The organism is Mycolicibacterium litorale (assembly GCF_010731695.1).
Taxonomy (GTDB): Bacteria; Actinomycetota; Actinomycetes; order Mycobacteriales; family Mycobacteriaceae; genus Mycobacterium; species Mycobacterium litorale.
This window is the reverse complement of sequence record NZ_AP022586.1, coordinates 774,793-800,491: the sequence shown is the minus strand read 5'-3', so window position 1 is coordinate 800,491 and position 25,699 is coordinate 774,793. Positions and strand designations below refer to the sequence as shown.

The following is a 25,699-nucleotide window of genomic DNA, read 5'->3' as shown; positions in this document are numbered from 1 at the left end:
GTCAGAGCCGTTGCGCGAGAACATCTCTGCCGGGACCGGACAGGTCCGCGAGCGCGGCCGGGCGGCCGGCCATCGCCATCAGCAGGGCCTCGCCGGGCCCGGCCACCTCGGGTCCGGCGCCGTGGCTCCAGTCGACGTCGGTGGCCCGTAGCCGCAAGCCCTTGATGCGCCGGCCCGCACCGAGTCGCGGATTGCCGGGTATCAGCGGCAGGATCCGCGCCAGCCGGTCGGCCGGGACGGTGCGCGGCCGGTGCAGCGCGCGCCGGATGTCCTGGTGATGAATGGTGCCGTCGACGAATCCGATCATGCCGCCGAACCGCGCCGTCAGCCCCGAGGGGTCGAGATGCCGGTTGAGGTAGTCGAGCAGTTCGAACGTGGACAGGTGCGAGAACTCGTCAACCCCGACCTGGTTCGCGTGTGCGATCCGGCCCTTGACGAAGCGCCCGACGAGGCCACCGAAGCTCAACTCCTCGTAGCTGACGACATGGGCTACAACGTCTTTGACGGTCCACCTGTCGCACAGGCTCTGCGCCTGCCACTGCGCGGGGGTCAGCGTGGCCAGGAACTCGGCGAGATCCGTCCGTTCGGCGCGCGCCAACTCCGTCAGCGGCGGTCGTGCCGTCACCCCAGCAGCCCTTGGTATCGCCGGAGGTACAGCGGCCATCCGGCGTCGCCGTCCACGCCCGACGCCACGGATTCCCAACCGTCGCCGTGCCGTTCGAGATGGTGGTGCTCCAGGACGACGCGGGTGCGCTCGTCGCCTTCGGCGAGGAAACGCACCTCCACCTCGCTGACCCGCTCGGGATCGGTTTCGACCTGCCACGTCGGGCCGATCTTCCAGGTGAACACGAGGCGATGCGGGGGCTCGTAGGCCACGATGCGGGCCCACCGGCATTCGGTGCCGTCGACCGCCCGGTCGTAGATGTCGCCGCCGACGCGCGGTTCGAGCACCGTCTCGGCGATCGGCGCGTGCAGCAGATTGTGCTCACGCGGTTTGAAGTCGCCGAACCGCTCGGTGAACACCTGAAATGCACGTTCAACGGGTGCGGCGACCGCCACCTCGTGGCGGACGGTGTGGGACTGAGCCTGCGTCATGGGTCTTTCCCTTCTCCCTGCTCGACGAGCTGCTTGAAATCGGCCAGTGCCCGCGCCCAGAACCGGTCGAGGTCGGCCCGCATGGCCGCCAGCCCGGAAGGATCCAACTGGTAGACGCGGCGCGTCCCGTCGGCCCGGTCGTGCACCAGTCCGGCTCGCTTGAGCACCTTGAGGTGCTGAGACACCGCCGGTCGGCTGACGGGCAGGTCACGTGCCAATTCGCCGACCGCACACGGCCCCAGAGCGAGCCGTTCGACGATCGAGCGCCGGGTGCGATCGGCCATCGCCACCCATGCATCCTCTTGGTAAGTGACCACGAACCGTAAGTTACCACTTACCAATGCCAGGCGTCGAGAGGTCGCCGAGACGACGGTTGGGGACGGGAACCGCGGGTGACGGCGCCAGCAACCGTAGTGTCGGCGGCCCGGCGGCCCGGCCCTACTCAGTCCGAGAGGCTGACGCACACCCCGACCGCGCCCGCGCCGACGTGGATCGCCAGCACCGGCCCCATGTCGGTGACGGTGAGCGCCTCGATCTGCGGCAGGCGTTCGGTCAGCGCGGCGCCGATCGCGTCCGCGGCGTCGTGATTGTCGACGTGGTGCACAGCGACCGCGGCGCGCCGGTCCCCGACCACCTCCACGACCTGGTCGACGAGCGCGGCGTGCGCCTTCGACGTGGTCCGGATGCGCTGGGCGAGCACGAGACGGCCGTCGACGTCCACGCGCAGCAGCGGTTTCAGCGACAGCGCGGTGCCCAGCCACGACGCGGTCGCGCCGATCCGCCCGCTGCGCCGCAGGTTGTCGAGCCGCTGCACGACGATGAACGCCGACCCGCGCGGCACCACCGACCGGGCGACCGCCTCGACCGCGTCGAGGTCGCCGCCCTCGGCCGCGCACCGCGCCGCCGCCGACGCGACGAACCCGACACCCATCGCCGCCGAACGTGTGTTGACCACGCGCACCAGCGGCCCGAACTCACGCGCCGCGGTCACCGCGGAGCTGAACGTGCCCGACAGCGCCGCCGACAGATGCACCGCGACCACACCGTCGCCGCCGCTGTCGGCCAGTGCGCGCCGGTAGGCCTTGCCCAGTTCCCCCGGCGTGGCCCCGGACGTCGTCACATGGGCCCGCTCGTGGATGTCGTAGGGGATCGTGTCGACCCCGTCGCGCAGATCGAGTTCGTCGACCAGCACGTGCAGAGGCACCTGCCGGATGTTCCAGCGCGTCAGCTCCTCGGCCGGCAACCGCGACGACGCATCGGTCACCACCACCACCGCCATCGGTCAGGTACCCGTGACCGTCTGGGGCACACCGGCTTCGGCGAGCGCCTCGAGCATCAACTCCGCCACGGCCCGATGGGCCTCGAAGTTCCAGTGGATCCCGTCGGGGTTGCCGTGCCCGCCGAGCACCTGCTCGGCGACGGCAGCCTTGAGGTCCACCAGCGGAACGTCGTGTTCTGCCGCCCATTCGGTGATCGCCCGCACCGTGCCGGCTCTGCCGTGGTGCGCCTTGCCGTAGGTCTCGGCGATGTGCACCGACGGCAGCGACGCCACGATCGGGATCCCCGGCCGGTTGAAATCGATGGCGGCGCGGGTCATCTCGAGGTACTCCGCACTCAGATGCGGCGGCAGCGCGGCCCGCGCGACCGGCGACAGCCGCGGCTGGACCCAGCCGTACCCGTCGCGCACCCAGCGCCGCAACCACGGCGGCCGGACGTACCGGATGAGCTCCCGCAGCGCGGTGGGCAGCGGCGAGGGCAGCGAATCCATCCCGCCGGTGGCGAACACGACAGCACCGGCGCGCGGCAGCGCGGCCCACGCCCGCGGATCCTGCGTCGCCGCCCACCACACGTCGCGGCACGTCCAGCCGATGCGCCCGATCAGTTCGAGGTCCCAACCCAGCTGCTCCGCAACGAGATTGGGCCAGATGCGCGGATCGTCCGACGGCAGTCCGCCGGTCGGTCCGTAGTAGGCCAGCGAATCGGCGAACACCAGCAGGGTCCGCCTAGAGGACGTCATGGCCGACCTGCGCCGAGGCGTTCCACACGTCCAGCCGCCACCGGATGTCGTCGAACGCGGCGTCGTCCTGCGAATGCCCGGACAGCTGCACCCAACTGGCGTTGCCCATCCCGCCGAGCACCGGCCAGGTGTCCACCGGCAGGCCGAGCAGGTCCGCGGTCAGCGCCGCGATGAGCCCACCGTGGGCCACCAGCACGACCGGACGGTCGGCGTGACCGTCGCAGTCCGATCCCCAGTCCGGTTGTCCGGCAACCAGTTCGGCGACCAGCGGACGGCTGCGGGCCGCCACGTCGACGCGGCTCTCCCCGCCGTGCGGCGCCCAGCGGGCGTCGTCGCGCCACGCCAGCCGCGCACCGGGGGCGACGGCGTCGACCTCCAGATGCGTCATGCCCTGCCAGTCCCCCAGGTGGGTTTCCCGCAGCCGGGTGTCGACCGACACCGGCAGACCCGACCGCTCGCCGAGCGCGAGCGCGGTGTCCAGCGCGCGGCGCAGATCAGAGGACACGATCAGCAGGGGCTGGCGCTTGGCGAGCGCCTCCGCGGCGATGACCGCCTGTTCGCGGCCGAGTTCGGACAGTTCGGTGTCGAGTTGGCCCTGCATGCGCCGGCCGGCGTTGAACTCGGTCTGGCCGTGCCGCAGCAGCACCAGCCGGCGCACCCTCACGCGTCGCCGTCCGATTCTCTTCGCGCAAGCGGCTCATCGCCGTCCAGGTCGACCGGCACCAGCGGGCAGTCCCGCCACAGCCGGTCGAGCGCGTAGAAATTTCGCTCGTCCTGGTGCTGGATGTGGACGACGATGTCGACGTAGTCGAGCAGGGTCCAGCGCCCCTCGCGGGTGCCCTCGCGGCGCGCCGGCTTGTGACCGGCCACCCGCATCTTCTCCTCCACCTCGTCGACGATCGCGTTGACCTGACGCTCGTTGCTCGCCGAGGCGATGACGAAGCAGTCGGTGATGACGAGTTGGCCGGAGACGTCGATGACGACGACGTCGTCGGCGAGTTTCGACGACGCCGCGCGGGCGGCGACGGTCGCCATCTGGATGGCTTCGTCGGAGGCGGTCATGGGGATGTCCTCAGCTTTCGAGCGGTTCGGGGAGATAGAGCCTGCGCTTGGTGACGTACTGCACCACCCCGTCGGGCACCAGATACCAGATGGGCCGGCCCTGGCCGGCACGTTTACGGCAGTCACTCGACGAGATGGCCAGTGCGGGCACTTCCACCAACGACAGGGCGTCGGGCGGAAGTTCCCGAAGGGCCGCCGAGATGTGGCTGCCGTCCAGTTCGTAGCCGGGCCTGCTGACCCCGACGAACCGGGCGATGGAGAACATCTCCTCCCAGTTCTGCCACGACAGGATCGAGCCCAGCGCGTCGGCGCCGGTGATGAAGTACAGGTCGGCATCGGGGTTGAGCTCGTGCAGATCGCGCAGCGTGTCCTTGGTGTAGGTCGGGCCGCCGCGGTCGATGTCCACCCGGCTGACGGAGAACCGAGGATTGGACGCCGTGGCGATCACCGTCATCAGGTAGCGGTCCTCGGGGGCGGTGACCCGCCGGTCGTGCTTCTGCCAGGGCTGTCCGGTCGGGACGAACACGACCTCGTCGAGTCCGAACAGGTCGGCGACCTCACTCGCGGCGACCAGGTGCCCGTGGTGGATGGGATCGAACGTCCCGCCCATCACGCCCAGCCTGCGCGTACGAATCTCTTCGCGCGAGCGGCTCATCGGACGGGTTTGCACGAACAGCGAGCTTACGGCAGCGCGCGGCCGGTCAGGCCGGTGCGCGGTCGGACCCCAGCACCTCAGAGACCTCGAATGCGGCACGGTCGGCGCGGTAGACGTCGCGCGCGAACTCCACGCAGCGACCGGTGTCGTCGTCGGTGCGGCGGGTCAGCAGGGTGCCCGCCGATCCCGCGCGCACGGCGAGCGCGGAGCTCGATGCGTCGTCGAGGACGATCGACTCGAGCACCGCGGTGGACCGGGCGAGCCGGATCCCGTACCGGTCGCGCAGCACCGCCCACAGCGAACCCTCTTCCGGTGCGTCGAGGATGCCGGGCGTCAGAGCGGCGGGCAGGAACGTGGTCTCGAGCGCGACCGGCGCGTCGTCGACGCTGCGCAGCCGGTGGAACACGTGCACGGCCGCGCCGTCGGCGAGGCCGAGTGCCAGCCGCACCGCGGGCGTGGGCTGCTGCAGTTCGGCCCACAGCAGGCGTGCGGCGGGCCGGCGGCCGAGGCGCGAGACCTCCTCGGAGAAACTGCCGATGTGGAACCGCACCCGCGGTTCGGCGACGAAGGTGCCGCGCGGTGGCCTGCGGTAGACCACGCCTTCGCTCTCGAGCAACGACAGCGCCTGGCGGGCGGTCATCCGGCTGACGCCGTGCTGTTCGGCGAGCTCGCGTTCAGAGGGCAGTAGCGTGTGCGGTCCGAGCTGTTCGGTGACGATTCTGTCGCGCACCACCGCCGCGATCGCGAGGTAACGCGGCGGGTCGCCCCCGCCCGTCGGCGGGCTCTTCCTCGCGGCGGCCGGCATGTCTGCAGCGTAGTCGGGCCGCCGACCACATGGTCTAGGCCACGCGGCTGGGTAAACGTTTCGTTACCGGGTTGACGATGACGTGGCTCACACCCATACTACGGTTCAACCACATGGTCTATACCAACTTGGAGGAGCTATGTCCGGTCCCGTTTCCGGCGGCGGTGACGCCGCCGACCTCGCGCAGTTCGGCTACTCCCAATCGCTGGAGCGGCGCACCGGCAAGTTCGCGTCGTTCGCGGTGGCGTTCGCGTTCGTCTCCATTGCGACCGGCCTGTTCACCACCTACGGGTCGGTGCTCAACACGTCCGGCCCGATCGGGATCTGGACGTGGCCGATCGCGGTCGTCGGTCAGTTGGCGGTCGCCTTCGTCCTCGGCGCGCTGGCCTCACGCATCCCGGTGACCGGCTACCACTATCAGTGGATGTCGCGGCTGGCGAACCCCGTGCTGGGCTGGATCATCGGCTGGATCTCGTTCACCTTCCTGGCCATCGTGGTCGTCGCGGTCGACTACACGATCGCCTCGACGATCCTGCCGGTGCTGTTGAACTACGAGGGGACGGCGACCATCGCCTGGCTGGTGACGGCGCTCGTCCTGGCGGCGCAGTTCCTGCTCGTCGCGTTCTCGACGCCATGGGCCGAACGGGTCAACAACAGCTTCGTCACCCTGGAACTGATCGGCATGGTCGCACTGACCGTGCTCCTGCTGGTGGTCGCCGCGATCCGCGGGGACATGGAGTTCGGCAACCTGTTCAGCCACGGCGCCGTCCCGGACGAGGGGTTCTGGAGTTTCGGTGACTGGACGTCGGCCGGCCCGTGGATGCTCGGGTTCCTGCTCGGCGCCTTCACGATCGTGGGCTTCGAGTCGGCCGCCAACCTCGCCGAGGAGACCCACGACCCCGAGCGGGTGGTGCCCCGGGCGATGTGCCAGGCCGTGCTCGCCTCCGGTGTGCTGGGCTTCCTTTTCCTGGTCGCGGTGACGCTGGCCGCCGGTGACCCGATCGCACTCGCCGAATCCGGCACGCCGATCGCCGACGTCATCGAGAACACACTGGGTTCGGTCGTGGCCACGCTGCTGCTGCTGATGGTGGTGCTGGCGATCTTCGCGTGCGGTCTGGTCATCATGATCACCGGCGTGCGGCTCACCTGGGCGATGTCGCGCGACAAGCGTTTCCCCGGTTGGCAGCAGTTCGATCAGATCTCGCCGCGCTTCCGCACGCCGTTCAAGGCCGCGGTGCTCTACTTCGTCGTCGCCCAGCTCATCCTGGTGACCTTCTACCGTTCGGAGACGGCACTCTTCACGCTCTTCGGCGCCGCCACCCTGCTGCCCGCGGTGCTCTACGCCGCGACGGTCGTGCTGTACCTGATCAAGCGCAAGTCGTTGCCCGCCAACGGCAAATTCGACCTCGGCGCGTGGGAGATTCCAGTCGTCACGGTCGCGGTCGTCTGGCTGGTCTTCGAGTTGGCGCTGTTCCGTGACTCGAGTTTCGCCGAGGCGTGGTCCTACGTCATCGTGATGGTCGTGATCGGTGCGCTGTACCTGGGCTACCTGCTGGCGACCCGCGGCCGGCAGGGTCTGTCGATGCCCGATATGCACTCGATCGACGCCGAACTCGACCGTGAGGCCGCGAAAGACTGATGACTTGTCTGCTCGCCATCGACCAGGGCACGTCGGGGACGAAAGCGATCGTCGTCGACTACGGCGCCGACGGGCCCGGTCGAGTGGTGTCCGTCGCCGAGGTCGCGTTGCGCCCGCAGTACCTTGGCGACGGCGCCGTCGAACAGGACCCGGAGGCCCTGTGGGATTCGGTGGTCAGCGCGGGTCGAGAGGCGTTGGCGCAGGCGGGGGTTGCGGTCGCGGGCGTCGCGCTGGCCAACCAGGGCGAGACGGTGCTGGCGTGGGACCGCGAGACCGGCCGTCCGCTGACCCCGGCGATCGTGTGGCAGGACCGCCGGGCCGAATCGGTCTGCGCACAGTTGGCCGACTCGGCCGACCGCGTCGCCCAGCGGACCGGGCTGGTGCTCGATCCGTACTTCTCGGCGCCGAAGATGGCGTGGCTGCGGGCCAACCTCGCCCGCGCCGGGGTGGTCACCACCACCGACACCTGGCTGGTGCACCGGTTGTGCGGCGCCTTCGTCACCGACGCGTCCACGGCCAGCCGGTCGCTGCTCACCGCACTCGACTCTCCGTCCTGGGACGGTGAGCTGCTCGACCTGTTCGGGCTCGCCGGCGAGTCGCTGCCGGCGATCGTCGGCTGCGACGAGATCGTCGGGCACACCGACGTCTTCGGGCCGCCCATCCCCGTCGCCGGGCTGATCGTCGACCAGCAGGCCGCGCTCCTGGCCGAGAGCTGTCTGGATCCGGGCGCCGCCAAATGCACCTACGGCACCGGAGCGTTCCTGCTGGCACAACTCGGCGTCGCCCCGGCGCTGTCGTCGTCGGGTCTGACGACGTCGGTGGCATGGCGGCTGCGCGGTCAGACGTCGTACTGCGCCGACGGTCAGGTCTACACGGCGGCGTCCGCGGTGCGGTGGGCGATCGACCTCGGCCTGGTGCCCGCCGCCGACCGACTCGACACCGTCGCCGCCGATTCCAGCGACGGCGTGCTGTGCGTACCGGCGCTCGCGGGTCTGGCTGCGCCGTGGTGGGATTCGGGGGCGACCGCCTCCTTCTCCGGGATGACGCTGTCGAGCGGCCGCGGACAGCTGGTGCGGGCACTGTTGGAGGGGATCGCCGCCCAGGTCACCGCGCTGGCCGATCTGGTCGGCACCGACCTCGGCCGGCCGCTGACCCGGCTGCGGGTCGACGGCGGCCTCACCCGCTCGACGGTGCTCATGCAGGCTCAGGCCGATCTCGCTCAGATCCCCGTCGACGTGTATCCGTCCCTGCACGCGACCGCCCTCGGTGCCGCCGCCTGCGCGCGCATGGCGCTCGACCCCGCACTCGCCCCGGCCGACGCCGTGGGCACGTGGACGCCCGTCCACACCTACCGACCGCAGTGGTCCGCCGACCGCGCCGCCGACTACCTGCACCGGTGGCGGCAGGCTGCGGAATCGACCCTGCAGAACCGAGGAGATACCTGATGAGTTCCCCCGACGTCAGCGACGTCGTCGTGGTCGGTGCGGGCATCGTGGGCAGCGCCATCGCGCGCGCCCTGGCCGGCACCACGTCGTCGGTGACGCTGCTCGAAGCCCGCAGCGACGTCGGCGACGGCACGAGCAAGGCCAATACGGCGTTGCTGCACACCGGATTCGACGCCAAACCCGGAACACTGGAGTCGCGGCTGGTGGCCCGCGGCTACGACCTCCTGGGCGCCTACGCCGAGCAGACCGGCATTCCCGTCGAACGCACCGGCGCCCTGCTGGTCGCATGGACCGACGAGGAACGCGACGCGTTGCCGGGCCTGCAGGACAAGGCCGTGCGCAACGGCTACCACGAATGCGAAATCGTCGACGCTGCAACGGTATACGAGATGGCGCCCGACCTCGGCCCCGGTGCGCTGGCCGGATTGACCGTGCCCGGTGAGTCGCTCATCTGCACCTGGACCACCAACCTGGCGCTGGCCACCGACGCCGTGCAGCGCGGCGCACGGCTGATCCGGGATGCGCGTGTGCTGGGCGCCGAACCCGCAGACGGCCACACCACGCTGCGCACCACGGCAGGCGACGTGCACGGCCGCTGGATCGTCAACGCCGCCGGACTGGGCGCCGACCACCTCGACGCCGTGTTCGGTCATCACCGCTTCACGGTCACCCCGCGCCGCGGCGAACTCCTGGTGTTCGACAAGCTGACCAGGCCGATGGTGCCCCTCATCGTGCTCGCGGTGCCGTCGTCGCGCGGGAAGGGCGTGCTCGTCAGCCCCACGATCTACGGCAACGTGATGGTCGGTCCGACCTCGGAGAACCTGACCGACCGCACCGCCACCAACACCAGCGAGGAAGGCTTCGACTTCCTGCTGTCCAAGGGACGTGCGCTGATGCCCAAGCTGTTCGACGAGGAGGTCACCGCCAGCTATGCGGGGCTGCGCGCCGCGATCGACTCCGAGGACTACCTGATCGACGTCGACGCGGCCCAGCGCTACGTCCTGGTCGGCGGAATCCGCTCCACCGGCCTGACGTCGGGAATGGCGATCGCCGAGCACGTGACGGGCCTGCTGGCCGACACCGACCTCGACGTCACCCCCCGTGCCGACCTGCCCGACCCACCGCGGATGCCGAACATCGGCGAGGTCGGCGTGCGTCCATACCAGGATGCCGGCCGCATCGCCGCCGACCCCGCCTACGGGCGCATCGTGTGCTTCTGCGAACGCGTGACCGCCGGGGAGATCCGCGACGCGTTCGACTCGACGATCCCGCCCGCCGATCTCGACGGGCTGCGACGACGCACCCGGGTGATGAACGGGCGCTGCCAGGGGTTCTACTGCGGGGCGCACACCCGCGCACTGCTCGAGTCGCACGGCGCCGAAGACACCGAAGAAGTGGCGGCTGTGCGATGACCGTACCGACCCAGAATGTCGCCGTGGCGATCATCGGCGGCGGCCCCTCGGGACTGACCGCCGCGGCGGCGCTCGCCCCCGACGTCGACGTCCTGGTCCTGGAGCGGGAAGCCGAACTCGGCGGCATCCCCCGCCACAGCGACCATCCCGGCTACGGGATGCGCGACCTGCGCCGGTTCATGTCCGGACCGGCGTACGCGCGGCGGCTGACCGTGACGGCACTCGACGCGGGCGCGATTCTCGAGACCGAGGCGATGGTGACGGGCTGGGTCGGCGAGCGCCTCCTGCAGGTCACCTCGCCGCGCGGCGTGCGGACGGTGGCGGCCGACGCGGTGGTGCTGGCCACCGGCGCGCGCGAACGGCCGCGGCCGGCCCGCCTCATCCCGGGTGACCGGCCCGACGGCGTGTACACGACCGGACAACTTCAGAACCTCGTTCATCTGCACCACGCCGAGGTCGGCACCCGCGCGCTGATCGTCGGCGGCGAGCTCGTCAGCTGGTCGGCGGTGCTCACGCTGCGTGAGGCGCACTGCGCGACGGTCGCGATGGTCACCGACCAGCCGCGCTCGGAATCCTATGCGGCGTTCCGCATTCCGGGCCGGACGTTGATGGACGGTCCGGTGCTCACGCGCAGCCGGCTGGTCAGCATCCACGGCAAGGACCGGGTCCGGGCCGCGGTGGTCGAGAACCTCGACACCGGTGCACGCACCACCGTCGAATGCGACACCGTCGTGTTCACCGGCGACTGGATCCCCGACCACGAACTGGCCCGCACCGCCGGTCTGGCGATGGACGCCGGGACCCGCGGACCCGTCGTCGACGCCGCGCTACGCACCAGCGCCCCTGGCGTTTTCGCGGTGGGCAACCTGCTGCACCCGGTCGACACCGCCGACGGCGCGGCGCTCGACGGCCGGCATGTGGCCCCCGCGGTGCGGAACTGGCTGCGACGCCGCGACGCCCCCGAGGCCGGGCTGCGCATCCGCACCGACGGCCCGTTCAGATGGGTTGCGCCGCAGCTCATCACGCCGAACGGCGGGTCCGCGTCCCGCGACGACCTGTTGTTCTGGGTGGACGAGTACCGCCGGGTGCCGAAGCTGCGCGCGGTGCAGGACGGGCGGGTGCTGGGGACGGCGCGCACGCCGTGGCCCGCCGCGCCGGGACGCGTCTACCGCGCGCCGTGGTCACTGGTCGCGCGGGCGGATCCGCACGGCGGTGACGTGACGGTGTCGTTCGCCTGAATCAGACGGGCAGCAACTGGTCGATCACCGCGGCCAGCTGTTTGGCCGAGCGGCACTCGTGCATGGTGATGACGTCCTCGTACCGCGGCGTTGCCGAATCACCGCTGCCCCAGAGGTGTTTGGGCTCCGGGTTGAGCCAGTGCGCGTGGCGGCTGGCGTTGACCATGCGCGCGAGCAGCTCGGTCTCCGGGTTCCGGTAGTTGTTGCGGCCGTCGCCGAGCACGAGCAGCGAGCTGCGCGGCGAGAGCGCTGACGGATATTTGTGCAGGAACGACACGAACGCGTTGCCGTAGTCGGAGTGCCCGTCGCGGGTGTACACGCCGGCCTCGCGGGTGATGCGCTGCACGGCGACCGCGAGGTCGGCGTCCGGGCCGAACAGCTGGGTCACCTCGTCGGTGGTGTCGATGAACGCGAAGACCCGGACGCGCGAGAACTGTTGGCGCAGCGCGTGCACGAGCATCAGCGTGAAGTGGCTGAACCCGGCGACCGATCCCGACACGTCGCACAGCACGACGAGTTCCGGCCGGGCCGGATGCGGCTTCTTGAGCACCACGTCGATCGGCACTCCCCCGGTCGACATCGACTTGCGCAGCGTCTTGCGCATGTCGATCTCGCCGGCTCGGGCCCGGCGCCGGCGCGCCGCCAGCCGCGTGGCGAGCGTGCGCGCCAACGGCGCGACCACCCGCCGCATCTGGCGCAGCTGCTCACCGGAGGCGCGCAGGAACTCGACGTTCTCCGACAGCTGCGGCACCCCGTACATCTGCACGTGTTCGCGGCCGAGCTGTTCGGCGGTCCGCCGTTTCGTCTCGCCCTCGACCATCTTGCGCAGCTGCGAGATCCGTCGCGCGGCAACCGCTTTGGCGATCTGCTCCTGAGTCGGGGTGGGCTCGTCGCCGTAGGGTGCCAGCAGCCCGGCCAGCAACCGGCCCTCCAGATCGTCGAGGCTCATCGCCTTGAGCGCCTGATACGACGAGTACGACGGCCCGCGGCTGGAGTTGTAGCGGCCGTAGGACTCGACGATCTGGGCGATCATCGCCGTCAGCCGTTCGTCCATCTCGGCCAGGTCCGGGTTGTCGGTGAGCAACTTGACCAGCGCCTCGCGCATCGCCTCGACGTCCTCCGGCGGCAGGTCCTGCTCGTCGCCGTCATTGTCCTCGTCGGCCAGCACCGTCTTTCCGCCGAGTGCCGCCGGGAAGAACAGGTCGAACATCGCGTCGTAGGTGTCGCGGTGGTCCGGACGCCGCAGCACCGCACACGCCAGACCCTCCCGCAGCACCTCGCGGTCGCCGAGACCGAGAACGCCCATCACCCGGCCGGCGTCGACCGTCTCCGAGGGACCGACCGTAATACCTTGTCCGCGCAGCGCTTCGACGAACTCGACCAGGTGGCCCGGCAACCCGTGCGGAGCCAGCGGCTGTGGCGGTCGGACGCGGCGCGCAGCCATCAGTTGAGCCTTAACTCTCCGGCCGCGCGCTGCTGATCGGACTGGTGTTTGAGCACCACACCGAGCGTGGCCGCGATCATCGCATCGTCGATGGTGTCCATGCCCAGCGCGAGAACCGTTCGGCCCCAGTCGATGGTCTCCGCCACCGACGGCAGCTTCTTGAGCTGCATACCGCGCAGCACGCCGATGATGCGGACCAGTTCGGACGCCAGGTTCTCCGGCAGTTCGGGCACCCGAGAGAGCAGGATGCGCCGCTCGAGGTCCGGATCGGGGAAGTCGATGTGCAGGAACAGGCAGCGGCGCTTGAGCGCCTCGGACAGTTCCCGGGTGGCGTTCGAAGTGAGCACCACGAACGGCGTGCGTTCGGCCTTGATGGTGCCCAGTTCAGGCACGGTCACCGCGAAGTCGGAGAGCACCTCGAGCAGCAGACCCTCGATCTCGATGTCGGCCTTGTCGGTCTCGTCGACCAGCAGCACCGTCGGCTCGGTGCGCCGGATTGCGGTCAGCAGCGGCCGCGACAGCAGGAACTCCTCGCTGAACACGTCGAGCTTCGTCCGGTCCCAGTCGCCCACATCGGCGGCGTTGCCGGCCTGGATGCGCAGGATCTGCTTGGCGTGGTTCCACTCGTAGAGTGCGCGCGCCTCGTCGACACCCTCGTAGCACTGCAGGCGGACGAGCCCCGACCCGGTGGCCTGCGCCACCGCTCGGGCGAGTTCGGTCTTGCCGACCCCCGCGGGCCCTTCGACCAGCAGCGGTTTGCCCAGCCGGTCGGCGAGGAACACCGCGGTGGCCGTCGCGGTGTCGGGCAGGTATCCGGTCTCGGCCAGCCGGCGCGCGACATCGTCGATGTCGGCGAACAGCGGCGCGGGACGTGCGGGGACGCTCACGGAATATGGCTCCGATCTAGGCAGGGCGGGTGTGGCCGTCTCCCCACACAATCCACTTGGTTGACGTCAATTCTGGCAGACCCATCGGACCGCGGGCGTGCAGCTTCTGGGTGGAGATCCCGATCTCGGCGCCGAAACCGAACTGCTCACCGTCGGTGAACGCGGTCGACGCGTTGACCATCACCGCAGCCGCATCGACGCGCTCTGTGAAGCGTTGTGCGGCAGCGAGATCCGTGGTGACGATGGCTTCGGTGTGGCCGGAGCCGTATTCGTTGACGTGGGCGATCGCGGCGTCGACGCCGTCGACGACCGCCAGCGCGATGTCCATGGAGAGGAACTCGGCGCGCAGTTCCTCGTCGGTCGGATCGGCATGCACGGTGACCCCCGCGTCCTGCAGCGCCGTGGTGAGCCGCGGTACGGCGTGCTCGGCGATGGCGGCGTCGATCAGCACAGATTCGGCGGCGTTGCAGACGCTGGGCCGCCGGGTCTTGGCGTTGAGCAGGATCTTCTCCGCCATGTCGAGGTCAGCGGCGGAGTGCACGTAGACGTGGCAGTTGCCGACGCCGGTCTCGATCGTGGGCACCTGGGCGTCGCGCACGACGGCGTCGATCAGGCCGGCGCCGCCGCGCGGGATCACCACGTCGACCAGGCCGCGGGCCTGGATGAGGTGGGTGACGCTGGCCCGGTCGTGGCTGGGCAGCAGCTGCACCGCGTCGGCCTCGAGGCCTTCGGCGATCAGCGCGGCGCGCAGCGAGTCGACGAGTGCGGCGTTGGAGTGCGCCGCCGACGAACTGCCCCGCAGCAGCACCGCGTTGCCGGACTTCAGCGTCAGCCCGAACGCGTCGACCGTGACGTTGGGCCTGCCCTCGTAGACGATGCCGACCACGCCGAGCGGGACCCGCTGCTGACGCAGCTGCAGCCCGTTGACCAGCGTGTTGCCGCGCAGCACCTCACCCACCGGATCAGGCAGGCTCGCGACCTGACGTAGCCCTGCCGCGACGCCGTCGATCCGCTGGGGGTCGAGCGCCAGCCGGTCGAGCATCGCGTCCGCAGTGCCCGCCGCCTTGGCCTTCTCGAGGTCGCGTTGGTTCGCCGCGATGATGAGGTGAGCGTCCATGAGCACCCGGTCGGCGGCCGCGCGCAGGGCACGGTTCTTCGTCTCGGTGGACAGCGTCGCCAGCGCGCGCGAGGCCACCCGGGCCCGTCGGGCGGCGTCGTGGACCTCGGTGCGCAGGTCGGGGGCTGCGGGGGCGTGCACACTCATCAGTCCAGCGTATCGAAACCGACACGCCGACTCGACGCCTGTCAGGCCGCCCGCTGGTCTAGCGTTACGCCCATGGCGGCGGCGCGAGTCTGCGTGGTGGGCAGTGTCAACGCCGATCTGCGTTTCTCCGTGCCGGCGCTGCCGCGGCCGGGCCAGACCATCCTCGCCTCGTCGATGTCGTCCTCGCCCGGCGGCAAGGGCGGGAACCAGGCTGTCGCCGCCGCGCGGGCAGGGGCCGACGTCCACCTGGTGGCCGCACTGGGAGACGACCCGGCGGCCGGCCAGTTGCGCCGTCACCTCAGCGAGAACGGCGTCAGCCTCGACGGTGTCGTCACGGTGCCCGGCCCCAGCGGATCGGCCGTCGTGATGGTGGACCCCGCCGCCGAGAACGCGATCGTCGTCGCGCCGGGCGCCAACGCCCATCTCAGCGTGAATTCCGCCGCGGTGCGGGCGGTGATCTCCGAAGCAGACGTAATGCTGCTGCAACTCGAGATTCCCCTCGCCACGGCGAACGACGCGGCGCGGGTGGCGCGTGCTGCGGGCGCGGTCGTCATGGTGAACGCCTCCCCCGCCGGCGCCGCGCCGCACGAGCTGCTGCGACTCGCCGAGGCCACCGACGTGGTCGTGGTCAATCAGGACGAGGCCGGCGAATGGCATTGGCCCGTCCCGCATCTCGTGATCACCCGCGGTGCGCGCGGCGCGAGCTACCTCGGGGACGGTGAGCGGTTCGACGTCCCGGCCCCGGCGGTCGAGGCCGTCGACACCACCGGTGCCGGCGACGTGTTCGCCGGGGTGCTCGCCGCGCACTGGCGCGCCGGGCAGCACGAGGACGCCCTGCGCCGCGCGTGCACGGCGGGCGCACTGGCCACGCTGGTGCCCGGAGCGGGTGACTGCGCACCCACCGCTGAAGCGATCGACGATGCACTGCAATGACAGGAGAGCAATGACGACGTCTGAGAAGGGGTCGGAGCACGCGACGCCACGCCCGCCGGACGGCGACTGGCTGGGCACGCCGTATCTGCGGTTCACCCGGGAGGGCGCGTTCGGTGTGTGCACCCTCGACCGGCCCGCGGCGCGTAACGCGATGACTCCCGCGATGTATTTCGGCATCCGCTACGCGGTCCGCCACGTCGACGCCGATCCCGACCTCGCGGGCCTGCTGATCACCGGCGCCGGAGACGTGTTCGCGCCCGGCGGTGATCTGGGCGGCGGCGACGGCACGGACAACTGGCTGACGTTCGGGTCCGCGCTCGGCATGGACGTGACGCCGTTCGAGACGCTGCGCCAGTCGGTCAAACCCGTGGTGTCCGCGGTCAACGGGCTGTGCCAGGGCGGTGGCCTGCAGATCGCCCTGTGCAGCGATATGGCCGTGGTCAGCGACCGCGCCACCTTCCGGGTGCCCGAACTGTTCCGCGGCATCGCCGACACCTATTACAGCCAGATGCTGACCCGGCTCATCGGCCCGGTCCGCACGCGTGACCTCATGCTGACCGGCCGCACGCTGAGCGCACAGGAGGCCTACGACTGGGGCATGGTGGCCCGGCTCGTCCCCCATGACGAGTTACTCGGCGCCGCGAAAGAGGTGCTGGCCCAGTGCTGCCGGACCGCGCCGCACGCGCGCGCCGTGGTCAAGTCGAGCATCGACAACTACCTCGGACTGTTCGACCGGATCGGCATGCAGGCCAGCTACTCCTCACCCGAGGCGATGGAGGGTTTCCGCTCGTTCAAGGAGCGGCGCTCGCCGGACTGGGTGCACCCCGAACTGCGGGTCGACGGGCGACTCTAGCGAGCCGGCCTCACCGGCCGATTCCGCCGAATCCGAACGGATAGAACCCGAACCCGCCGTAGTACGGCAGCTGCGCCTGGTAGTCCACCGGTGGTGGCGTCGAGACGATCTGGGCGTTGCCCGGTGACTGACACAGTGTGGAGAGTTCGGTCGCCGAGCACGTCGGTCCACTGGGTGCGGCGTGGGCGATCGGCGCCGCGGCGATCGACATCGCAACGCCGACCGACACCACCGACGTCCTGATCAGTTTGCTGGTGCGCATGGCTGACTCCTGTCCTTCGTATCCCCGGTGTTCAGAGTCCTCGGTACAGGTCGCGGTGTCATCGAGGGTGACCTCCATCCCCGGCTTACCGCCAGCAGGCAGTTTGAGTTCACCGCTTGCTGAATTCAGCCACAGATGTACTATCCGATCATGCAGACACTCACCCACAGCGATGCGCTGTCCCGCTTCGGCGCCGCGCTGTCGGATGCCACCCGCGTCGAGATCCTGCTGTCCCTCCGGGCGGGGCCCAGCTACCCGTCCGAACTGGCCGACCGCATCGGCGTCTCCCGCCAGATCCTCTCCAACCACCTCGCCTGCCTCCGCGGCTGCGGTCTGGTCAGCGCCACCCCGGAGGGCCGTCGCAGCCGCTACGAACTGGCCGACCCGCGGATCGCGCATGCACTCGACGACCTGATCGGGCTCGTGCTGACCGTCGACCCTGCGTGCTGCCCCGCCGCCGACGGCGAGGCATGCTGCCGATGACCACCTCGGCGGCACGTCGCGCCGTGCTCAGCCGCCGCGTGCGTCTACTGGTCGCCGCCACGATCACCTACAACGTCGTCGAGGCGCTGGTCGCACTGACAGAAGGCGTGCGGGTGTCGTCGTCGGCGCTGATCGGGTTCGGCCTCGACTCGGTGATCGAGGTGTCGTCGGCGGCCGCGGTCGCGTGGCAGTTCGCCGCTCGCGATCCGGAGACCCGCGAGAAGGCCGCGCTGCGCTTCATCGCGTTCTCGTTCTTCGCGCTCGCCGCCTACGTCACCGTCGACGCCGCGCTGTCGCTGCTCGGCATGCGCGAGCCGCAGCCGTCGCTGATCGGGATCATCCTGGCCGTCGCGAGCCTGGTGATCATGCCGGTGCTGTCGCTGACGCAGCGTCGCGCCGGCCGTGAGCTCGGATCGCGCTCCGCAGTGGCCGATTCCAAACAGACGCTGTTGTGCACATACCTGTCCGCGGTACTGCTGGCCGGGCTGGTGCTCAACAGCACGCTCGGCTGGGAGTGGGCGGATCCGGTGGCCGCCCTGGGCATCGCGGCGATCGCGGTGCGCGAGGGGATGAACGCCTGGCGCGGAGACCCGTGCTGCTGATGACGACACCATGGAGATCGCTGAGCGGACGCGTCGTCGACACTGCGGTGAGGGCGGTGACACGCCGGGGAATCTCGCCCTCGCCGCAGTCTCGGCGATCAGCTCAGGGGTATCGAGTTCTCGATTTCGTCGAGCCACACCCGCGCGGACATGTCCGACGGCGCGCGCCAGTCACCGCGCGGCGACAGTGAGCCGCCCGCAGAAACCTTGGGGCCGTTGGGCAGAGCCGACCGCTTGAACTGGCTGAACGAGTAGAACCGCTGGGCGAACACCTGCAACCAGTGCCGGATCTCGCCGAGTGAGTAGGTGGGTCGTTTGTTCTCCGGGTATCCGGCCGGCCAGTCGCCGTGGTCGGCGTCGCTCCACGCGTGCCACGCCAGGAACGCCACCTTCGACGGCCGGAACCCGTAGCGCAGCACCTGGAACAGTGAGAAATCCTGTAGGACATAGGGTCCCACCTTGCCCTCGCTGCTCTGGATCTCCTCGTCCTCGCCGGCGGGCACCAGCTCCGGGCTGATCTCGGTGTCGAGCACCGACTGCAGCACCTCGTTGACCGTCTCGTCGAACTGCTTCGACGAGATGACCCAGCGGATGAGGTGCTGGATCAACGTCTTCGGCACACCGCCGTTGACGTTGTAGTGCGACATCTGATCGCCCACCCCGTAGGTGGACCAGCCCAGCGCCAGCTCGGACAGGTCTCCGGTGCCCAGCACGATTCCGCCGCGCTGATTGGCAAGGCGGAACAGGTAATCCGTGCGCAGACCGGCCTGGACGTTCTCGAACGTGACGTCGTAGACCTTCTCGCCGCGGGAGAACGGGTGATCCATCTCCTTGAGCATCAGCTCGGCGGTCGACTTGATGTCGATCGTCTCGAACGTCACCCCGAGCGCCTCGGCCAACCGGGTCGCGTTGTTCTTCGTGCGCTCACCGGTGGCGAAGCCCGGCAGCGTGAACGCGAGGATGTCGCTGCGTGGCCGCTCCTCGCGGTCCATCGCCCGCGCCGCCACGATCAGCGCGTGGGTGGAGTCCAGACCGCCCGACAGGCCGAGCACGATCTTCGGATAGTCCAGAGCGCGCAGCCGCTGCTCGAGGCCGGCCACCTGAATGTTGTAGGCCTCGTAGCAGTCCTGTTCCAGCCGTGCGGGATCCGCGGGCACGAAAGGGAACCGCTCCACCTCCCGGTACAACCCGATGTCCCCGGTCGGCGGGTCGAGCGTGAATTCGATGTGCCGGAAGGAATCCTCGTCGATCAGCTGGTGGCGCCGGTTGTCGTCGAAGGTGCCCATCCGGAGCCGCTCGTTGCGCAGCAGTTGGAGGTCGACGTCGGCGACCGAGCGGCGCTCCCCCTTCGGGAACCGCTCCGACTGCGCCAGACACACCCCGTTCTCCCAGATCATCGTCTGGCCGTCCCAGGACAGGTCGGTCGTCGACTCCCCTTGTCCCGCCGCCGCGTACACGTAGGCGGCCAGACACCGCGACGACGTCGAGCGCGCCAGCAGGCACCGGTCCTCGGCCCGACCGATCGTGATCGGGCTGCCGGACAGGTTGGCCAGCACCGTCGCACCGGCCAGCGCGGCCTCGGCGCTGGGCGGCACCGGCACCCACATGTCCTCGCAGATCTCGATGTGCAGCACGAAGCCGGGCAGATCCGTGGCTTCGAAAAGCAGATCGGGACCGAAGGGGACGTCCCGGCCGCCGAGCCGGATCTCGCCCCGCTCGTCGACGCCGGAGGCGATCTGACGCTTCTCGTAGAACTCGCGGTAATTGGGGATGTAGGACTTCGGCACCACGCCCAGGATCTCCCCCCGGTGGATCACCACCGCGGTGTTGTAGACCCGGTGGCGGTAGCGCAGCGGCGCACCCACCACCAGCACCGGCAGCAGCTCCTCGGATGCGGCCACGATCTCCTGCAGCGCGGCCTCGACGGCTTCGAGCAGCGCGTCCTGCATCACGATGTCCTCGACCGAATACCCGGTCAGCGTCAACTCGGGGAAGACCGCGAGCGCGACGTTGTCGTCATGGCAGTCCCGTGCCATCCGTAGGACGGACTCGGCGTTGCCCTTCGGGTCGGCGATGAACGTATGATGCGTGCATGCGGCGATGCGCGCGTACCCGTGCCGGTACGCCGAGTAAAAATCCATGCCCACATTGTTGCCCGCAATCGCCGCGGGGTATGCAAGCGACATGACCAAGACCGCGGTGCTGATCATCGACATGATGAATACCTACGACCACGAGGACGCGGACAAGCTGATCCCGAACGTCGAAGGGATCATCGATCCTCTGGCCCGACTTGTCAGCGATGCCCGCGCCCGCGACGACGTCGATCTGATCTACGTCAACGACAACTACGGCGACTTCAGCGCGGAGTTCAGCGACATCGTGCGTTCTGCGCTCGACGGTGAACGCCCCGACCTCGTCAAACCGATCGTCCCGCAACAGGGCTGCCGGGTGATGACGAAGGTGCGCCACAGCGCGTTCTACGCCACGTCGCTGGCCTACCTGCTCACCCAGCTCCAACCGGAGCGGGTCGTGCTGACCGGGCAGGTGACCGAACAGTGCATCCTCTACACCGCACTCGACGCCTACGTCCGGCACTTCCCGGTGGTCATCCCCCGCGACGGGGTCGCGCACATCGATGCCGAACTGGGCGAGGCGGCGATGCGGATGATGGAGCAGAACATGAGCGCCGAACTGATCGCCGCCGCCGACTGTCTGCACTGACGACCCGCCGAAACGCCGTCGTAGTCTGGACAGGGTGGAATCACCGGAACTGGTCACGCTGTTGGCGGGCCGCCGCGTCGCGGTCTTGACCGGCGCAGGGATGTCGACGGACTCCGGTATCCCCGACTACCGGGGACCCGACTCCCCGCCGAGCAACCCGATGACCATCAGGCAGTTCACTTCTGACCCGGTGTTCCGTCAGCGCTACTGGGCGCGCAACCACGTCGGCTGGCGGCACATGGCGGCCACGCTGCCCAACGCCGGGCATCGCGCGCTCGCGGCGATGGAGCGGTCCGGCGTGGTCAGCGGCGTGATCACCCAGAACGTCGACCTGCTGCACACCAAGGCCGGCAGCCGCAACGTCATCGACCTGCACGGCACCTACGCCCAGGTGATCTGCCTCGACTGCGGCCACACCATGTCGCGCGCCGCGCTCGGCGAACTGCTCGAGGCCGCCAACCCCGGCTTCCTCGAGCGCGCCCGGGCCGTCGGCAGCATCGCCGTCGCCCCGGACGCCGACGCAGTGATCGACCACACGCAGACCTTCCGCATCGTCGACTGCCCGGTCTGCGGCGGCATGCTCAAACCCGACATCGTCTACTTCGGGGAGAGCGTCCCCAAGGAGCGGGTCGAGCGGGCCTACGCGATGGTCGACGACGCCGACGTGCTGTTGGTGGCGGGATCGTCGCTGACGGTGTTCTCCGGCTACCGCTTCGTGCGGCACGCCGCGGCGCGCCGAATGCCGGTCGCGATCATCAACCGCGGCCGCACCCGCGGTGACGACCTCGCCACCGTCAAACTCGACAACGGCTGCTCCCCGATGCTGGCGCTGCTGGCCGATGAGCTGCCCGCGCTCGCCTCGTCGGCCTGAATGGCCTTAGATGGCGGGATGCTGTCGCTACTCGGACCTCTCCGGCCCACCCCTGGCGCGATCGACGGACGCTGGGCGCTCGGAATCGGGGACACCCTCGCCCGGTTGATACCCGGCCCCGACCCGGTACGCGCCACGGTGCGGCTGCTGAACCACTTCGGCGGGCTGGCCATCAGCGACGACGAGCTGGAGTTCGACGGCGACTCCGCGCGATGGGCCGACGTCAAGGAGATCGAGACACACAAATTCGCCGGCTATCTGCTCTCCGGCGCGCTCGACAAGCAGATCGACAAACTGCCGGTGCCGTGGTTTCCGTTTCGCGGTCTCGCGCTCGGCGCCGCGTCACAGGCGGTGCTCACGCTGATCGTCGCGACGGTCGACGGGGTGTTCCGCGGCGCGTTCGACGTGGCGATCCCCGCGGAGGTGCACTATCGCGGCCTGCTGCGCGAGAAGACGCTCACCCCCGGGATGCTGGCCACCGCGCTGCTCGCCGACCCGGCGGTGCGCAAAGCCCTCATCGCGACGGCCGAGGCGCACGGAGTCGAGGTCCGCCCGGCCGACGACGACGTCCTCGACGCCGCGCGTCAGCGGGCCCGCCGCCTCAAGGGGCTGCTGAAGGTGTTGCGCGACTCGGGCTCAGACCGCGACGAGGTCGTCGGCGTGCACGGCGGGCCTGCGCATCTCGGCCGGTAGGTCCGAAGTCGACCGGCCCAGCATGGTGGCGAGTTCGGTTGCCTCGTAAGCCACCACCCCGCGGGCGACCACGGTCTCGTCGGGTGCGCGCAACTCGACGACGTCGCCGCCGTAGAACCGCCCCGAGACCGCCGTGATTCCCGCGGGCAGCAGCGATCGCCGTTGCCGCACAACGGCATTGACCGCCCCCTGATCGAGGGTGAGTGATCCCGCCGACTCGGCGGCGTACCGCACCCAGAACCGGCGCGCCGACATCCGTTCGGCGCGAGGGGCGAACACGGTGCCCACCGACGCGTCGGACAGTGCGGTGGCGGCGTCGGCGGCGGCGGCGAGCAGCACCGGGACACCGGCATCGGCGGCCAGCAGCGCCGACGACAGCTTCGACGCCATCCCACCAGTGCCGAGGCTGCTGCCGCGCCCGGCGATCACCCCGTCCAGGTCGTCGGGACGGGCCACCTCGGAGATGAAGCGCGCGTTCGACTTTCGCGGATCGGAATCGTAGAGGCCGTCGATGTCGGACAGCAGGACCAGCGCGTCCGCGCCGATCAGGTGGGCCACCAGCGCCGAAAGCCGGTCGTTGTCACCGAACCGGATCTCGTTGGTGGCCACGGTGTCGTTCTCGTTGACGATCGCCACGGCGTGCAGGGCCCGCAGCCGGTCCAGGGTGCGTTGGGCGTTGGTGTGCTGCGCGCGCATCGAGATGTCGTGGGCGGTGAGCAGGACCTGGCCGACGGTGCGCTCGTACCGCGCGAACGCGGTGCTCCACGAGTTGATGAGCGCGACCTGCCCAACACTCGCGGCCGCCTGTTTGGTGGCCAGGTCGGTCGGCCGCTTGGACAGCCGCAACGGTTCGATACCGGCCGCGATCGCCCCCGACGACACGATCACCACGTCGGAGCCGGCCTTCATCCGCTTCTCGATCGCCTCGACCAGGGTGGCGAGGCGGGTGGCGTCGAACACACCGCTCGGCGTGGTCAGCGCGGTGGTGCCGATCTTGACGACGACGCTGCGCGCGGTGCGGATGGCTTCGCGGTGCGCCGACGCGCTGTTGGTGGCGGCCGTCATTCCTCACCGCCGGGCTCGTCGCCGGACTGGCGGCGCTCCCGCCGGGCGATCTTGCGGTCGGCGGCCGAGACGCGGTCGGTCTGCTCGAGCCGGGTGTCGGTGCCGCGTCCGGACATCTGCATGTCCACGCCCGCCGGTGTCTGCGGTTCCCAGTCGAACGTCATGTCCCCGATCGTGACCGCACACCCGGGCCGCGCACCGAGCCGCAGCAGCTCGTCCTCGACGCCCAGACGCGCCAACCGGTCGCCCAGGTAGCCGACGGCCTCGTCGTTGTCGAAATCCGTTTGGCTGATCCACCGCTCGGGACGCGTACCGCGCACCACGAAGCCGCCCTGCCCGTCCGGGTCGACCGAGAACCCGGTCTCGTCGACGGGTATGGGCCGGATGACGGGGCGGCGCGGCACGATCGGCGGTTGCGCCTCGCGGTAGGCGCTGACCATCTCCCACAGCGCGAACGTGAAGGGCCGCAGTCCTTCTCGGGTTGCGGTCGAGACCTCGAACACCGGCCAGCCGAACCGCTCGGAGACGTCTTCGCGGACGAATTCGGCCAGTTCCCTGGCGTCGGGCACGTCGATCTTGTTGAGCACCACCGCGCGTGGCCGTTCAGCCAGGTCGCCCAGCGTCGTATCGCCCTGCAGCGTGGGACGGTAGGCGGCGAGTTCGGCTTCGAGCGCCTCTATGTCGGAGACGGGGTCGCGGCCCGGTTCCATGGTCGCGCAGTCGACGACGTGCACCAGCACCGCGCAGCGTTCGATGTGGCGGAGGAATTCCAGGCCGAGCCCGCGTCCCTCGGAGGCGCCCGGGATCAGACCGGGCACGTCGGCCACGGTGAACGTGTTGTCCCCCGCCGACACGACACCGAGGTTGGGCACCAGCGTGGTGAACGGGTAGTCGGCGATCTTCGGTTTGGCCGCCGAGATGGTCGAGACGAGTGAGGATTTGCCCGCCGACGGGAAACCGATCAGACCGACGTCGGCGACCGTCTTGAGCTCGAGGGTGAGCTCGCGCTCCTGCCCCTTCTCCCCGAGCAGTGCGAACCCGGGCGCCTTGCGGGATCGGGACGCCAGCGCCGCATTGCCGAGGCCGCCGCGGCCGCCCGCCGCGGCTTCGAACCGGGTGCCCGCACCGACGAGGTCGGCCAGGACGCGGCCTTCCTCGTCGAGGACGACGGTGCCGTCGGGAACCCTGACCTCGAGATCGGAGCCTGCCGCGCCGTCGCGGTTGCTGCCCGCGCCCTGCTTACCGGACGGGGCCACCACGTGCGGATGGAAGTGGAAGTCGAGCAGCGTGTGCACCTGCGGATCGACGACCAGCACGATGCTGCCGCCGCGACCGCCGTTACCGCCGTCCGGACCGCCCAGCGGTTTGAACTTCTCGCGGTGCACGGAGGCACAGCCGTTGCCACCGTTGCCCGCCTTCGCGTGAATGACGACGCGGTCGACGAACCGGGGCATTGGACTTACCTCTCAAACGAACGTGAAGCTGCTGCGAGAATCCCTGGGGAAATTCGCAGCAGCTTCACATTGGCGTAAGTCCCGGGTGGTGTCAGTCCCGAGCGACCGGAACGATGTTGACGGTCTTGCGACCGCGCCGGCTGCCGAACTCGACCGAGCCGGGAGCGGTGGCGAACAGGGTGTCGTCGCCGCCGCGGCCGACGTTCACGCCCGGGTGGAAGTGGGTGCCGCGCTGGCGGACGATGATCTCGCCGGCCTTGACGACCTGGCCGCCGAAGCGCTTGACGCCGAGGCGCTGGGCATTGGAGTCACGACCGTTGCGCGAGCTGGACGCGCCCTTCTTGTGTGCCATGTCTTCGCCTCCGCTACTTGATTCCGGTGACCTTCAGGACCGTCAACTGCTGACGGTGACCCTGACGCTTGTGGTAGCCGGTCTTGTTCTTGAACTTGTGGATACGGATCTTGGGGCCCTTGGTGTGCTCGAGCACCTCACCGGTGACCGCGACCTTGGCCAGATCCTCGGCCTTGGTGGTGACGTTGGCACCGTCGACCACGAGCGCAACGGGCAGCGAGACGGATGCGCCCGCGTCGGCCTCCAACTTCTCGACCTTGACGATATCGCCCACGGCGACCTTGTACTGCTTGCCGCCGGTCTTGACGATTGCGTAGCTCGCCATCGTGTCCTAGTCCTCTTCCGTAGCCGTTGCGCGCACTGCCTTACCCGGAGGTTGCGTGCGCGGGTCTGGGTGCGGGTGTCGATTCGATCCCACCGCCGCCGGCAGTCAGCCTGGCGGCA

The 25,699-nt window shown here is 69.8% G+C and carries 29 protein-coding genes; 11 read left to right on the top strand and 18 right to left on the bottom strand.

The features are described from left to right. Position 1 precedes the first annotated feature (1 nt). The 9 genes from G6N30_RS03805 to G6N30_RS03765 form a co-directional block, all read right to left on the bottom strand. A complete protein-coding gene (locus G6N30_RS03805) occupies positions 2–664 on the bottom strand; it encodes a maleylpyruvate isomerase family mycothiol-dependent enzyme (protein WP_166674619.1) in 663 nt (220 codons plus the stop codon). After that, complete coding sequence (locus tag G6N30_RS03800) at positions 622–1,095, bottom strand: SRPBCC family protein (RefSeq protein ID WP_134060126.1); 474 nt, start codon at positions 1,093–1,095, stop codon at positions 622–624. Before G6N30_RS03800 ends, G6N30_RS03805 begins: the two co-directional genes overlap by 43 nt. Beyond that, positions 1,092–1,412 carry an ArsR/SmtB family transcription factor gene (locus G6N30_RS03795; protein ID WP_134060123.1) on the bottom strand — a complete coding sequence of 107 codons (321 nt, stop codon included), beginning with the start codon at positions 1,410–1,412 and terminating at the stop codon, positions 1,092–1,094. The genes G6N30_RS03800 and G6N30_RS03795 overlap by 4 nt, the downstream gene beginning before the upstream one ends. Before the next feature lie 125 nt (positions 1,413–1,537). Further along, a complete protein-coding gene (locus G6N30_RS03790) occupies positions 1,538–2,374 on the bottom strand; it encodes a DegV family protein (protein WP_134060121.1) in 837 nt (278 codons plus the stop codon). A 3-nt stretch (positions 2,375–2,377) separates the two neighbouring features. Beyond that, positions 2,378–3,112, bottom strand: coding sequence for a diglucosylglycerate octanoyltransferase (gene octT, locus G6N30_RS03785; RefSeq protein ID WP_134060119.1), 735 nt, complete (start codon positions 3,110–3,112; stop codon positions 2,378–2,380). Next, the gene (gene gpgP, locus G6N30_RS03780; RefSeq protein ID WP_134060117.1) at positions 3,099–3,776 is read right to left on the bottom strand and encodes a glucosyl-3-phosphoglycerate phosphatase; all 678 of its coding nucleotides are present in this window, start codon (positions 3,774–3,776) and stop codon (positions 3,099–3,101) included. Before gpgP ends, octT begins: the two co-directional genes overlap by 14 nt. Beyond that, complete coding sequence (gene rsfS, locus G6N30_RS03775; protein ID WP_134060115.1) at positions 3,773–4,174, bottom strand: ribosome silencing factor; 402 nt, start codon at positions 4,172–4,174, stop codon at positions 3,773–3,775. The genes gpgP and rsfS overlap by 4 nt, the downstream gene beginning before the upstream one ends. Before the next feature lie 10 nt (positions 4,175–4,184). Next, on the bottom strand, positions 4,185–4,784 hold the full coding sequence (nadD, locus tag G6N30_RS03770) for a nicotinate-nucleotide adenylyltransferase (RefSeq protein WP_234880337.1): 600 nt from the start codon (positions 4,782–4,784) through the stop codon (positions 4,185–4,187). Positions 4,785–4,875: 91 nt separating this feature from the next. Then, positions 4,876–5,634, bottom strand: a complete 759-nt coding sequence (locus G6N30_RS03765) for a GntR family transcriptional regulator (RefSeq protein WP_134060113.1) — start codon at positions 5,632–5,634, stop codon at positions 4,876–4,878. Between the two features lie 139 nt (positions 5,635–5,773). On the opposite strand from G6N30_RS03765, the gene G6N30_RS03760 reads away from it, so the two are divergent. The 4 genes from G6N30_RS03760 to G6N30_RS03745 are packed head-to-tail and all read left to right on the top strand — an operon-like array spanning position 5,774 to position 11,368. Next, complete coding sequence (locus G6N30_RS03760; protein WP_134060111.1) at positions 5,774–7,273, top strand: amino acid permease; 1,500 nt, start codon at positions 5,774–5,776, stop codon at positions 7,271–7,273. Next, positions 7,273–8,718, top strand: coding sequence for an FGGY family carbohydrate kinase (locus tag G6N30_RS03755; RefSeq protein WP_134060109.1), 1,446 nt, complete (start codon positions 7,273–7,275; stop codon positions 8,716–8,718). Before G6N30_RS03760 ends, G6N30_RS03755 begins: the two co-directional genes overlap by 1 nt. Continuing rightward, positions 8,718–10,130 (top strand): NAD(P)/FAD-dependent oxidoreductase, encoded by a 1,413-nt coding sequence (locus tag G6N30_RS03750; RefSeq protein ID WP_134060108.1) that lies wholly within the window; start codon positions 8,718–8,720, stop codon positions 10,128–10,130. The genes G6N30_RS03755 and G6N30_RS03750 overlap by 1 nt, the downstream gene beginning before the upstream one ends. Next, a complete protein-coding gene (locus tag G6N30_RS03745; RefSeq protein ID WP_134060106.1) occupies positions 10,127–11,368 on the top strand; it encodes an NAD(P)/FAD-dependent oxidoreductase in 1,242 nt (413 codons plus the stop codon). Before G6N30_RS03750 ends, G6N30_RS03745 begins: the two co-directional genes overlap by 4 nt. Before the next feature lies 1 nt (position 11,369). Here the strand turns inward: G6N30_RS03745 and G6N30_RS03740 are convergent, their stop codons facing one another. Genes G6N30_RS03740 through G6N30_RS03730 form a run of 3 tightly spaced genes read right to left on the bottom strand, consistent with a single transcriptional unit; the run spans position 11,370 to position 14,963 of the window. After that, positions 11,370–12,812, bottom strand: a complete 1,443-nt coding sequence (locus tag G6N30_RS03740) for a vWA domain-containing protein (RefSeq protein WP_134060104.1) — start codon at positions 12,810–12,812, stop codon at positions 11,370–11,372. Beyond that, the gene (locus tag G6N30_RS03735; protein ID WP_134060102.1) at positions 12,812–13,699 is read right to left on the bottom strand and encodes an AAA family ATPase; all 888 of its coding nucleotides are present in this window, start codon (positions 13,697–13,699) and stop codon (positions 12,812–12,814) included. Before G6N30_RS03735 ends, G6N30_RS03740 begins: the two co-directional genes overlap by 1 nt. Before the next feature lie 16 nt (positions 13,700–13,715). Continuing rightward, on the bottom strand, positions 13,716–14,963 hold the full coding sequence (locus G6N30_RS03730; protein WP_134060100.1) for a glutamate-5-semialdehyde dehydrogenase: 1,248 nt from the start codon (positions 14,961–14,963) through the stop codon (positions 13,716–13,718). A gap of 72 nt (positions 14,964–15,035) precedes the next feature. Between G6N30_RS03730 and G6N30_RS03725 the strand changes: the two genes are divergently transcribed. Together G6N30_RS03725 and G6N30_RS03720 are read left to right on the top strand one after the other, a co-directional pair. Further along, positions 15,036–15,896 carry a ribokinase gene (locus G6N30_RS03725; protein ID WP_134060098.1) on the top strand — a complete coding sequence of 287 codons (861 nt, stop codon included), beginning with the start codon at positions 15,036–15,038 and terminating at the stop codon, positions 15,894–15,896. Positions 15,897–15,906: 10 nt separating this feature from the next. Then, positions 15,907–16,749, top strand: coding sequence for an enoyl-CoA hydratase/isomerase family protein (locus G6N30_RS03720; protein ID WP_134060095.1), 843 nt, complete (start codon positions 15,907–15,909; stop codon positions 16,747–16,749). A 10-nt stretch (positions 16,750–16,759) separates the two neighbouring features. On the opposite strand, the gene G6N30_RS03715 is transcribed toward G6N30_RS03720, so the two are convergent. Then, a complete protein-coding gene (locus G6N30_RS03715) occupies positions 16,760–17,011 on the bottom strand; it encodes a hypothetical protein (protein WP_134060093.1) in 252 nt (83 codons plus the stop codon). A gap of 150 nt (positions 17,012–17,161) precedes the next feature. Here G6N30_RS03715 and G6N30_RS03710 point away from each other — a divergent pair, with 150 nt between their 5' ends. Both G6N30_RS03710 and G6N30_RS03705 read left to right on the top strand, forming a co-directional pair. Further along, positions 17,162–17,494 carry an ArsR/SmtB family transcription factor gene (locus tag G6N30_RS03710; RefSeq protein WP_134060091.1) on the top strand — a complete coding sequence of 111 codons (333 nt, stop codon included), beginning with the start codon at positions 17,162–17,164 and terminating at the stop codon, positions 17,492–17,494. Further along, a complete protein-coding gene (locus tag G6N30_RS03705; protein ID WP_134060089.1) occupies positions 17,491–18,096 on the top strand; it encodes a cation efflux transmembrane domain-containing protein in 606 nt (201 codons plus the stop codon). Before G6N30_RS03710 ends, G6N30_RS03705 begins: the two co-directional genes overlap by 4 nt. 98 nt (positions 18,097–18,194) lie before the next feature. Here the strand turns inward: G6N30_RS03705 and G6N30_RS03700 are convergent, their stop codons facing one another. Then, on the bottom strand, positions 18,195–20,237 hold the full coding sequence (locus tag G6N30_RS03700) for an NAD(+) synthase (RefSeq protein ID WP_134060087.1): 2,043 nt from the start codon (positions 20,235–20,237) through the stop codon (positions 18,195–18,197). Positions 20,238–20,280: 43 nt separating this feature from the next. Between G6N30_RS03700 and G6N30_RS03695 the strand changes: the two genes are divergently transcribed. The 3 genes from G6N30_RS03695 to G6N30_RS03685 are packed head-to-tail and all read left to right on the top strand — an operon-like array spanning position 20,281 to position 22,384. Next, complete coding sequence (locus G6N30_RS03695) at positions 20,281–20,820, top strand: cysteine hydrolase family protein (protein WP_134060086.1); 540 nt, start codon at positions 20,281–20,283, stop codon at positions 20,818–20,820. Between the two features lie 34 nt (positions 20,821–20,854). Further along, on the top strand, positions 20,855–21,691 hold the full coding sequence (locus tag G6N30_RS03690; RefSeq protein ID WP_134060084.1) for an NAD-dependent protein deacetylase: 837 nt from the start codon (positions 20,855–20,857) through the stop codon (positions 21,689–21,691). 18 nt (positions 21,692–21,709) lie between these two features. After that, positions 21,710–22,384, top strand: a complete 675-nt coding sequence (locus G6N30_RS03685) for a hypothetical protein (RefSeq protein WP_234880327.1) — start codon at positions 21,710–21,712, stop codon at positions 22,382–22,384. On the opposite strand, the gene proB is transcribed toward G6N30_RS03685, so the two are convergent. The 4 genes from proB to rplU form a co-directional block, all read right to left on the bottom strand. Further along, the gene (proB, locus tag G6N30_RS03680; RefSeq protein WP_134060080.1) at positions 22,328–23,449 is read right to left on the bottom strand and encodes a glutamate 5-kinase; all 1,122 of its coding nucleotides are present in this window, start codon (positions 23,447–23,449) and stop codon (positions 22,328–22,330) included. The genes G6N30_RS03685 and proB overlap by 57 nt on opposite strands. Beyond that, positions 23,446–24,903 (bottom strand): GTPase ObgE, encoded by a 1,458-nt coding sequence (obgE, locus tag G6N30_RS03675; RefSeq protein WP_134060078.1) that lies wholly within the window; start codon positions 24,901–24,903, stop codon positions 23,446–23,448. The genes proB and obgE overlap by 4 nt, the downstream gene beginning before the upstream one ends. A gap of 91 nt (positions 24,904–24,994) precedes the next feature. Continuing rightward, complete coding sequence (rpmA, locus tag G6N30_RS03670) at positions 24,995–25,255, bottom strand: 50S ribosomal protein L27 (protein WP_134060076.1); 261 nt, start codon at positions 25,253–25,255, stop codon at positions 24,995–24,997. A gap of 13 nt (positions 25,256–25,268) precedes the next feature. Continuing rightward, positions 25,269–25,580 (bottom strand): 50S ribosomal protein L21, encoded by a 312-nt coding sequence (gene rplU / locus G6N30_RS03665; RefSeq protein ID WP_134060074.1) that lies wholly within the window; start codon positions 25,578–25,580, stop codon positions 25,269–25,271. Between the last annotated feature and the right edge of the window lie 119 nt (positions 25,581–25,699).

What these genes read in the sequence shown, in the direction of transcription:
- G6N30_RS03805 (WP_166674619.1), bottom strand. Translation starts at nt 664, where the DNA reads ATGGCCGCTGTACCTCCGGCGATACCAAGGGCTGCTGGGGTGACGGCA.
- G6N30_RS03800 (WP_134060126.1), bottom strand. Translation starts at nt 1,095, where the DNA reads ATGACGCAGGCTCAGTCCCACACCGTCCGCCACGAGGTGGCGGTCGCC.
- G6N30_RS03790 (WP_134060121.1), bottom strand. Translation starts at nt 2,374, where the DNA reads ATGGCGGTGGTGGTGGTGACCGATGCGTCGTCGCGGTTGCCGGCCGAG.
- octT (WP_134060119.1), bottom strand. Translation starts at nt 3,112, where the DNA reads ATGACGTCCTCTAGGCGGACCCTGCTGGTGTTCGCCGATTCGCTGGCC.
- rsfS (WP_134060115.1), bottom strand. Translation starts at nt 4,174, where the DNA reads ATGACCGCCTCCGACGAAGCCATCCAGATGGCGACCGTCGCCGCCCGC.
- nadD (WP_234880337.1), bottom strand. Translation starts at nt 4,784, where the DNA reads ATGGGCGGGACGTTCGATCCCATCCACCACGGGCACCTGGTCGCCGCG.
- G6N30_RS03765 (WP_134060113.1), bottom strand. Translation starts at nt 5,634, where the DNA reads ATGCCGGCCGCCGCGAGGAAGAGCCCGCCGACGGGCGGGGGCGACCCG.
- G6N30_RS03760 (WP_134060111.1), top strand. Translation starts at nt 5,774, where the DNA reads ATGTCCGGTCCCGTTTCCGGCGGCGGTGACGCCGCCGACCTCGCGCAG.
- G6N30_RS03755 (WP_134060109.1), top strand. Translation starts at nt 7,273, where the DNA reads ATGACTTGTCTGCTCGCCATCGACCAGGGCACGTCGGGGACGAAAGCG.
- G6N30_RS03750 (WP_134060108.1), top strand. Translation starts at nt 8,718, where the DNA reads ATGAGTTCCCCCGACGTCAGCGACGTCGTCGTGGTCGGTGCGGGCATC.
- G6N30_RS03745 (WP_134060106.1), top strand. Translation starts at nt 10,127, where the DNA reads ATGACCGTACCGACCCAGAATGTCGCCGTGGCGATCATCGGCGGCGGC.
- G6N30_RS03740 (WP_134060104.1), bottom strand. Translation starts at nt 12,812, where the DNA reads ATGGCTGCGCGCCGCGTCCGACCGCCACAGCCGCTGGCTCCGCACGGG.
- G6N30_RS03730 (WP_134060100.1), bottom strand. Translation starts at nt 14,963, where the DNA reads ATGAGTGTGCACGCCCCCGCAGCCCCCGACCTGCGCACCGAGGTCCAC.
- G6N30_RS03725 (WP_134060098.1), top strand. Translation starts at nt 15,036, where the DNA reads ATGGCGGCGGCGCGAGTCTGCGTGGTGGGCAGTGTCAACGCCGATCTG.
- G6N30_RS03720 (WP_134060095.1), top strand. Translation starts at nt 15,907, where the DNA reads ATGACGACGTCTGAGAAGGGGTCGGAGCACGCGACGCCACGCCCGCCG.
- G6N30_RS03715 (WP_134060093.1), bottom strand. Translation starts at nt 17,011, where the DNA reads ATGCGCACCAGCAAACTGATCAGGACGTCGGTGGTGTCGGTCGGCGTT.
- G6N30_RS03710 (WP_134060091.1), top strand. Translation starts at nt 17,162, where the DNA reads ATGCAGACACTCACCCACAGCGATGCGCTGTCCCGCTTCGGCGCCGCG.
- G6N30_RS03705 (WP_134060089.1), top strand. Translation starts at nt 17,491, where the DNA reads ATGACCACCTCGGCGGCACGTCGCGCCGTGCTCAGCCGCCGCGTGCGT.
- G6N30_RS03700 (WP_134060087.1), bottom strand. Translation starts at nt 20,237, where the DNA reads ATGGATTTTTACTCGGCGTACCGGCACGGGTACGCGCGCATCGCCGCA.
- G6N30_RS03695 (WP_134060086.1), top strand. Translation starts at nt 20,281, where the DNA reads ATGACCAAGACCGCGGTGCTGATCATCGACATGATGAATACCTACGAC.
- G6N30_RS03685 (WP_234880327.1), top strand. Translation starts at nt 21,710, where the DNA reads ATGCTGTCGCTACTCGGACCTCTCCGGCCCACCCCTGGCGCGATCGAC.
- proB (WP_134060080.1), bottom strand. Translation starts at nt 23,449, where the DNA reads ATGACGGCCGCCACCAACAGCGCGTCGGCGCACCGCGAAGCCATCCGC.
- obgE (WP_134060078.1), bottom strand. Translation starts at nt 24,903, where the DNA reads ATGCCCCGGTTCGTCGACCGCGTCGTCATTCACGCGAAGGCGGGCAAC.
- rpmA (WP_134060076.1), bottom strand. Translation starts at nt 25,255, where the DNA reads ATGGCACACAAGAAGGGCGCGTCCAGCTCGCGCAACGGTCGTGACTCC.
- rplU (WP_134060074.1), bottom strand. Translation starts at nt 25,580, where the DNA reads ATGGCGAGCTACGCAATCGTCAAGACCGGCGGCAAGCAGTACAAGGTC.